This is a genomic window from Pseudoalteromonas sp. S3785, assembly GCF_005887365.1.
Taxonomy (GTDB): Bacteria; Pseudomonadota; Gammaproteobacteria; order Enterobacterales; family Alteromonadaceae; genus Pseudoalteromonas.
In genome coordinates, this window is the sequence record NZ_PNCT01000149.1 from 1 (window position 1) to 425 (window position 425).

Genomic DNA, 425 nt, shown 5'->3' on the forward strand with positions numbered 1-425 from the left:
CACTGCCGAAGTAGATGATGGTCTGGGTAATATTGGCAGCGCGAGCGAAACTGGCGAGATTGATTTAACCCTGCCCAGCCTTGCTATTACAGATAACGGCGTGAGCAACGACACAACACCGACGATCTCCGGCACAAGCGATGCACCACAAGGTAGCGAAGTCACAATTGTTGTGACAGACAATGCCGGTGTACAGCAAACCATTACTGCCACAGTAGGTGTAAGTGGTACATGGTCAGTCCCTGTTACAACAGTCCTTGCTGAAGGCAGCTACACAGTAAGTGCAAGCGTAAGCGATGCCGCTGGCAATGAAGCCACAGCCTCTGGCTCAGGTGAAGTAGACACCATTGCGCCAACGCTTGAGTTAACCAGCCCTGGTTCAAGTAACGACGTAACCCCAACGCTAAGCGGCACCAGTGATGCAC

General features: G+C 52.5%; 1 protein-coding gene. It reads left to right on the forward strand.

What is annotated here, in order from left to right; translation table 11 throughout:
* Positions 1–425, forward strand: a 425-nt coding sequence (locus CWC17_RS18930; RefSeq protein WP_249935953.1) for an Ig-like domain-containing protein, incomplete at both ends; no start/stop codon positions are given.